Consider the following 7,710-nt stretch of genomic DNA (forward strand, 5'->3'; position numbering starts at 1 on the left):
ATAACAGGTCTCGTGGGCTCGGAGATGTGTATAAAGAGACAGCCTCCACGGCCTGGAGCGCGCTCTGGCGGACCTGGCCCAGCCTTTGCGCGCGGCGTCGGGATCGCCGCTGGTCGGCGCCTGAGGTTGTTCTGGCCGGGCAGCCCTCCCTGGGCGGCCAGGTCGCTTTATCGGCCACCCAGAGGGTGGATCAGGCCATCCGCCGGGTACCTCCGGAGCCACCGGCCCGCCCCGCCCCGCCCGCGAGCCGTGCGGGAGCGGTCCGCGGGCGGGGATCGAGGGGCAGTGGGGTCGGGACGGGCGGGCGGCCGGGGTCCAGGGACTCGGTGGGCGGCCTGGCTCCAGGGACTCGGTGGGCGGCCGGGCTCCAGGCACTCGGCGGCGGCCGGCTCGTGGGTTTCGTGTGGCACGACTCGCCGACGTGGCAACTCCTCCGCGACGCCGATCGCCGTCGTTCGTCAGCGCGCCACGCCCGTCCCGCACGCGGCCACCAGACGGTGGAGCGGTGCGCCGAGTGGCGTCGACCTCGCACACTTGGTCTAGACCGATCATGATCCGCTGCTACCGTCACCCCGAGCGGCACCCGACCGAAAGGGGACAGCGGTGGCAGACGGTGGCAGGCGGGCCGGGCGGGCCTATATCGGGTCGTTCACGGCGGCCGGGGGCCCCGGGGTCGTGGCGGCGTCCGTGGCCGTGGGCAGCGGTGCGCTGACCGTGCTGGGAGGGGCGGGGGGCGTGCCCGATCCGGCGTACCTGGCCCTGTCGCCCGGCGGCGACACGCTCTACGCGGTCAGCGAGACGGCCGAGGGCGCGGTGGCCGCGTACCGCGTGACCGAGGAGAAGCCGGAACTCGTCGGATCGCCGGTGCCGGTGGGCGGCAGCGGACCGACGCATCTCAGCCTCTTCGCCGGCCATGTCCTGACCGCCAACTACGGCTCCGGCAGCGTCACCGCCGTACCCGTGCGCCCCGACGGCACCCTGGCCGGCGCCCCGTCGTCCGTCCTCCAGCACACCGGCTCGGGCCCGCACACACCACGCCAGCAGGGCCCGCACGCCCACCAGGTGCAGCCCGACCCGACCGGCCGCTGGGCGGTCAGCGTCGACCTCGGCACCGACTCGGCACGGGTGTGCACGCTGACGGACGGCACCCTCGCCGTCCACCGGGAGATCGCCCTGCGGCCCGGATCAGGGCCCCGCCACCTCGTCTTCCACCCCCACCGCCCGTACGCGTACGTCGTCAACGAACTCACCCCCACTGTCACCGTCTGCCACTGGGACGTCGACGACGGCACGCTGAAGCCGCTGGCGGAGGTGTCGGTCCTGGCGGGCGCTCCGGCCGGCGACGCCTATCCGTCGGGGATCGTCGCCTCGCCCGACGGCCGCTTCGTGTGGACCGCGACACGCGGCGAGGACGTGCTGTCGACATTCGCCGTCGAAGGCGAGGAACTACGGCTGATCGGCACGGTGACCTGCGCCGGGCACTGGCCGCGCGCGCTCACCGAGGCGGGCGGCTTCCTGTACGTCGCGAACGAGCGCTCCGGCGACGTGTCCTGGTTCGCCCTGGATCCGGCGACGGGACTCCCACGCTACGAGGGCTCGATCGAGGTTCCCGCGGCGTCCTGTGTGGTGATCGGCCCGGAGGCCGGCAGGGCCTGACCGCGACGCCGCGACGCCGTGGCGCCGTAAATGCCGCGACGCCGAAGGGGCCTCTCCCCGGCTCAAGGCTGGGGAGAGGCCCCTTCGGCGTCACAGCTGCGGGTTCAGCGGACCGGCGTGCCCTGCGGCTGCTGCGGGGCGATGCCCAGCGCGGTCGTGTACTTCGACAGGGCGAGCTTGCCGATCGCCGGGTACGGGCCGAGCGCCTCGGCGGCGGAGCAGCCCGCCTCCTGCGCGGCCTCCGCGACCAGGCTCGGGTCGATCTCCGGCCCTATCAGGTACGGCGCCAGCGCCAGCTGCTGCGAGCCCGACGACCGCAGCTGCTCGGCCACGGCCGAGATCGAACCGTCCTGGTCCAGGGCCGCCGCCATCACCGGCACGGCAAGGCGCGCGGCGAGCAGCATGCCGGTGATCCCGGCCGCCTGCACGGCCTCATCGCCGCCCACCGAGGCGAGGATGATGCCGTCCGCGGCCGTGGCCACCGTGAACAGGCGGGCGCGGTCGGCGCGGGCGAGGCCGGCCTCCGACAGACGCACGTGCAGCGCCTCGGCGAGCAGCGGGTGCGGGCCGAGCACATCGGTCAGATCGGCCGCGACGCGGCTGTCCATCACGGCCTGGCGGATGACACGCAGCAGCGCGTTGTCCGGGCCGGCGAGCAGCGGTACGACGACGGCGACGGGGCCCTCGGGCTCCTTGGCCTCCACGCCAGCGGCAATGGCCTGCTCATAGCGGGCGGTGCGCTCGTCGGCGGCATGCACGAGCACCGACTGGAGCGTGGGGAACTCCACGTCATCGCCGTCGACGTACCCGATCCGGGCGTCGAGACCGGGAAGCTCGGAGCGCGCGATGCTCACGACCTCCTCGGCGAGGCCACGGGTGGCAGCGCTCGGCGTGCCCGGCACCGCGAGGACGAGCGCGGGCGCGCCCTCGGGAGCCGCCAGGGGCTCGGGTCGGCGGTGCCGCCCGGGCTGACGAGGTCGCGGCATTCGTACTGGCAGGCCGGACGCGGGCCCAGTGGGGGAGCTCATGGCGACGCATGTTACTGGCTTCCTGGGCTCCCCTGTTCGGGGAGGGTGCAGGTGAGCGGTATCCGTCCGCTTTTGTCTGATTGAGTTACGTGCAGTGCGGTACCGGCCGGCGTAGGTGGATCAGTCCCCGTTTCCTCTCACCGCGTTCCCCCGCCGCCTTCCCCTGCCACGCAGAGCATCGCCTCGTCACCCGGCAGCGTGAGCCCGCCCGCCGCCAGATCGGTCGCGATCCGCACCGACCCCTGCAACGGGTCCCCGGCGGCCGGCACCTGCCGGGCGTGCGGCAACCGCCTCGACAACTCCTCTTCCAAAGGTACGACAAGAGGGTCGCCCATGTTCAACAGGCCACCCGTGACCGCGACTTGGGGCTCCCCGGTCGCGGGGCACACGGCGGCCGCCGAGTCGGCCATGTGCCGTGCGGCGGCCCGCAGGATGTCCGCGGCCACCGGGTCGCCGTCGGCGCAGGCGGCCACGTGCGGGGCGAACGAGGCGAGGACGGCGGGACGGTTCGGGCGCGGATACAGCTTCCCGGGCAGCCCCTTGACCGGGCCGAACAGCTCTTCGGCACGGGCCAGCAGCGCGGCCGACCCGCCCGCTCTCCCGTCGTACGTGCGCAGCGCCGCCTCCAGCCCCGCCCGTCCGATCCAGGCGCCGCCGCCGCAGTCGCCGAGCAGATGCCCCCAGCCGTCCGCGCGGCGCCAGGAGGTCATGTCGGTGCCGACCGCGATCAGCCCCGTACCGGCGGCGACCACGGCACCGGGCCGGGCGCCGAGGGCACCGACATAGGCGGTGACGGCATCGGCGGCAAGGGCGACGGGCCCGATGCCGAACTCCCGCTCCAGCGCGCCCGGCAGTTCCGCACGCAGCGCGGCACCCAGGCTGGCCAGCCCGGCCGCCCCGACCGCTGCCGTCCCCAGCCGGACGATCCCGGTCTCGGCCGTCAACGCCCGCACCATGGGCACCAGTTGCTCCATGAAGTGATCGGGGTCGATGCCCCGGTCGCCGGTGCGCACGGGCTCACGGGACTCCCGTCGGGCCAGGCCACCGCGTTCGACGGTGCCGACGACGGTCCGCATCCCGGACCCTCCGGAGTCGACGGCGAGGAAGCCGTGGTCTGCGGGGCCGTGGTCGGCGGGCATGGACTCCCCTTCTTCCCGGGTGACCTTCGTCCCGGTGACCGGCTGTCGCGTGATCCGCTCGACCGGCTCGAAGATCTCGACGAGGAGGAAGAGTAACGCCAGGGGCACCGGCGTGGACGGGGACTTCCGCGCTTGTGCGAGGGCGCGGCGCGGAGCAGTAGAGTGACGCGCCGTGGCACCACGACCCTTGCATGAACTTGTTGAAGCCGGCTGGGCGAAGGCCCTTGAACCCGTGGCCGGACGCATCGCGGCCATGGGGGACTTCCTCCGGGCCGAGATAGCGGCGGGCCGGACCTATCTCCCGGCCGGGGCGAATGTGCTGCGGGCCTTCCAGCAGCCCTTCGACGACGTCCGGGTCCTGATCGTGGGTCAGGACCCCTACCCCACACCAGGCATGGCCATCGGGCTGAGCTTCGCCGTCTCGCCCGAAGTGCGTTCGCTGCCGGGAAGCCTGGAGAACATCTTCCGGGAGATGCACACCGACCTCGGACTGCCCAGGCCGTCGAACGGCGACCTGACCCCGTGGACCCAGCAGGGCGTGCTGCTGCTCAACAGGGCGCTGACGACGGCCCCGCGCAAGCCCGCGGCGCATCGCGGAAAGGGCTGGGAAGAGGTCACCGAGCAGGCCATCCGCGCGCTCGCCGGCCGCGGCAAGCCACTGGTGTCCATCCTGTGGGGGCGTGACGCGCGCAATCTGCGGCCTTTGCTGGGAGACCTTCCGGCGATCGAGTCCGCGCACCCCTCCCCGATGTCGGCCGACCGCGGCTTCTTCGGCTCACGCCCGTTCAGCCGGGCCAACGACCTGCTGATCAGGCAGGGCGGACAGCCCGTGGAGTGGCGCCTGCCGTAGGGCCGCCGCTCGGTGACCTCCGGGGGCGAGCAGCTGCTGGGACGTCCGTCCGTAGGGCCGCCCCCGGACCGACTACTCCTCGTCCGAGGTGGTGGGACGCGTCCGGCCGGGCTCCGGCTCCAGTTCGCCCTGCTGCGCGCGGGCGTGGAGCACGTCGCCGATGAACAGGTCGTACACCAGCACCCCGATCACACCGCCCACGAGCGGCCCGACGATCGGAATCCACCAGTAGCCGCTGAACGCCCCGGACAGGCTGCCGGGAAATGCCAGGTCCTTCCATCCCGCCATCCAGGTGAACAGACGCGGGCCGAAATCGCGGGCCGGGTTGATGGCGTACCCCGCGTTCGCCCCGAAGGACATGCCGATGGCCGCCACCACGAAGCCGATCACCAGCGGCCCCAGGTTCGCCTTCACGGCCGTGTTGCGCAGGTCGATGATCGCCACCACCAGCATGACCAGGAAGGCGGTACCGACGACCTGGTCGATCAGCGGACCCCAGATCCCACCGTGGAAGTACGGCGCCGGGAAGGTGGCGAAGATCGAGAACGAGGCCAGGGTGTGTCCGCCCGTCTTGGGGCCCTCCATGGCGTCGTCGAAGGTGTTGATGGCGTCGTGGTACACCCCGTAGACCAGCGCCGCCCCGGCCAGGGCGCCCAGCACCTGGGACAGCCAGTACGGGGCGACCTTGGTCCAGGGGAACTTGCGTCTCACGGCGAAGGCCAGCGTCACGGCCGGGTTGATGTGTGCTCCGCTGACCCCGCCGGCCACGTAGATGCCGAGGATCACGGCCATGGCCCAGCCCCAGGTGATCAGCAGCCAGTCTCCGGCGCCGAGGAAGAACGTGGTGGGCCCCTCGGTGCGCCCGGAGCCGGGCAGCGCCGCCACCGCCATCGCCACCACGCCGGTGCCGAAGGCGATGAGGACGAACGTCCCCAGGAACTCCGCCATGCACTCGCCCGCCAGACCCGCGCGACTGCGGAACCGTGAGGGCTTCACCAGAGGTTCGATCTCCACTGCCATGTGATCCTCCCAGGGCTTGCTGCGATCACGTCCGAACGCAGTAGTCACGTCGTAACTCGGCACGTGAGCCGCGGCAACCGCAGAAACCTCCGATCCCGACCCCCGACGCCGACCCCGGCCGCCGCCCCGGACGACCCCCTCGGACGCGTCGCCGACCGGCGCTGCACGCTCGGCGACGCGTCCCGGGAAGCCCGGCGTCTCAGCCGACCACCGCGGCCCTGACGCACAGCACGTCCGGCAGATGCGAGGCCAGCTGCCGCCAGCTGTCGCCGTCGTCGGCCGACGCGAACACCTCGCCGTTGCGGTTGCCGAAGTACACGCCCGCCGGGTCCGCGTCGTCTGTGCACATCGCGTCGCGCAGCACCGTGCCGTAGTGGTCCTCCTGCGGCAGCCCCGCCGACAGCGGCTCCCAGCTCTTGCCCGCGTCCGCCGTACGGAAGACACGACAGCGGTGCTCGGCCGGGACGCGGTCGGAGTCGGCGTTGATCGGGAACACGTACGCCGTCTCGCCGCGGTGGGGATGCGCCACCGCCGCGAAGCCGAACGTGGACGGCAGGCCCTCGCCGATGTCCGTCCAGTGCGCGCCCGCGTCGTCACTGCGGTACACGCCCCAGTGGTTCTGGAGATAGAGCCGGTCCGCCGTCGTCGCGTCCTGGGCGATCTTGTGCACGCACTGGCCGAACTCCGGGTTCGGATCCGGCAGGAACACCGCGGAGACACCGGAGTTGGACGGCGCCCAGCTCGCTCCGCCGTCGCCGGTCCTGAACACCCCGGCGGTGGAGACGGCGACCGTCACCGCCCGGGGATCGCGCTTGTCGGTGAGCACGGTGTGCAGGCCCTCACCGCCGCCGCCCGGCACCCACTTCGACCGGGTCGGGTGCTCCCACAACGGGCGGACCAGCTCGAACGACTCACCGCGGTCCTCGGAGCGGTACAGCGCGGCCGGTTCCGTGCCCGCGTACACCACGTCCGGCTCCGCGGCCGCCGGGTGCAGCTGCCACACCCTCTCCAGGGAAGCCTCCGTGTCCTTCGGGAACTTCACGGCCGGCTGGGCCGGTTCGGTCCAGGTGCGGCCCAGGTCGTCGGAGTGGAACACGGACGGGCCCCAGTGCGCGCTGTCGCCGCCGGCCAGCAGCCGCGGGCGCTCGCCCCGGGTGTCGATGGCGACCGAGTACACGGCCTGGGCGTTGAAGTAGGGGCTCTCGTCGAACTCCCAGGTGTCACCTCGCCTCCGCCCGATGAACAGGCCCTTGCGGGTCCCCACGGCGAGCAGTACCTCGGTCATGCCGGTCACCTCCGCGACGTCTTTGTCTCAGGTACCGGCCAGTCTGCACCTCGCCACTGACAGTCACCCCTGGAAAGGGCTGCGTCGCAGGTCAGAGCGGCGAGGACAGCTCTCCGCCGAGCTCCGGGCCGAGCTCCTGTCCGAGCTCCGGGCCGTCGACCGCGAGGCGCCTTCGCGCGGATCGGTCGCAGGGATGCGTGACCCGTGCCACGGCCGATCCCGGTCGATGCCGTGAGCATCCGCCTGCCCGCTGCCGTATGGGAGAGCGGTGGGTCCGGCTTGTTCGCGCGCGCATGAGGAGGAAGCCTTCGATGGCGTTCCGTGGTCCGAAGGTGTGGCTGTGGCGGTGGCGGCGCAATCCGCTCAAACGCCGGGCCGACTCGATGGAGGCCTGGGTGCTGCTGGTCGCCTGGTCGGTCACCGTCCTCGCCGGAGTGCTCGCCGGTCTGACGACCGCCCGCGCCGTCGAGCAAGGCATGGCCCGCGAGCGCGTCGAATGGCGGCCCGTGGTGGCCCTGCTCACCGAGCGGGCTCCCGGCACGACCGACTCGCGCGCCGCCCGCACGTCGAGCAGTGAGCAGGTGTGGGCGAAGGTCCGCTGGAGCGCGCGCGACGGCTCCTCGCACACCGGTCAGGCCCGCGTCCGCCCCGGCAGCGGCGTCGGCAGCCCGGTCACCGTCTGGACCGACCCACAGGGCCGCCTGGTCACCCGGCCCGCCACCCCCTCCGAGG

The 7,710-nt window shown here is 72.8% G+C and carries 7 protein-coding genes; 3 read left to right on the forward strand and 4 right to left on the reverse strand.

Going from position 1 to position 7,710, the window contains the following annotated elements:
- The first annotated feature begins 603 nt into the window (after window positions 1-603).
- Window positions 604-1,656 (forward strand): lactonase family protein, encoded by a 1,053-nt coding sequence (locus tag L0P92_RS20790; protein ID WP_234764299.1) that lies wholly within the window; start codon window positions 604-606, stop codon window positions 1,654-1,656.
- A 104-nt stretch (window positions 1,657-1,760) separates the two neighbouring features.
- Here L0P92_RS20790 and L0P92_RS20795 read toward each other — a convergent pair whose 3' ends face one another.
- Window positions 1,761-2,684, reverse strand: a complete 924-nt coding sequence (locus tag L0P92_RS20795; RefSeq protein ID WP_234764300.1) for a sirohydrochlorin chelatase — start codon at window positions 2,682-2,684, stop codon at window positions 1,761-1,763.
- Window positions 2,685-2,821: 137 nt separating this feature from the next.
- Complete coding sequence (locus tag L0P92_RS20800; protein WP_234764305.1) at window positions 2,822-3,823, reverse strand: N-acetylglucosamine kinase; 1,002 nt, start codon at window positions 3,821-3,823, stop codon at window positions 2,822-2,824.
- 172 nt (window positions 3,824-3,995) lie between these two features.
- Here L0P92_RS20800 and L0P92_RS20805 point away from each other — a divergent pair, with 172 nt between their 5' ends.
- A complete protein-coding gene (locus tag L0P92_RS20805) occupies window positions 3,996-4,673 on the forward strand; it encodes a uracil-DNA glycosylase (protein WP_234764301.1) in 678 nt (225 codons plus the stop codon).
- A gap of 72 nt (window positions 4,674-4,745) precedes the next feature.
- Here the strand turns inward: L0P92_RS20805 and L0P92_RS20810 are convergent, their stop codons facing one another.
- Window positions 4,746-5,693, reverse strand: coding sequence for an MIP/aquaporin family protein (locus L0P92_RS20810; protein WP_234764302.1), 948 nt, complete (start codon window positions 5,691-5,693; stop codon window positions 4,746-4,748).
- 199 nt (window positions 5,694-5,892) lie between these two features.
- On the reverse strand, window positions 5,893-6,978 hold the full coding sequence (locus L0P92_RS20815) for a WD40/YVTN/BNR-like repeat-containing protein (protein WP_234764303.1): 1,086 nt from the start codon (window positions 6,976-6,978) through the stop codon (window positions 5,893-5,895).
- 311 nt (window positions 6,979-7,289) lie between these two features.
- Between L0P92_RS20815 and L0P92_RS20820 the strand changes: the two genes are divergently transcribed.
- Window positions 7,290-7,710 (forward strand): Rv1733c family protein (locus tag L0P92_RS20820; protein ID WP_234764304.1); only part of this gene is annotated, 421 nt, incomplete at its 3' end.

This window comes from Streptomyces muensis (assembly GCF_021474425.1).
Classification (GTDB): domain Bacteria; phylum Actinomycetota; class Actinomycetes; order Streptomycetales; family Streptomycetaceae; genus Streptomyces; species Streptomyces muensis.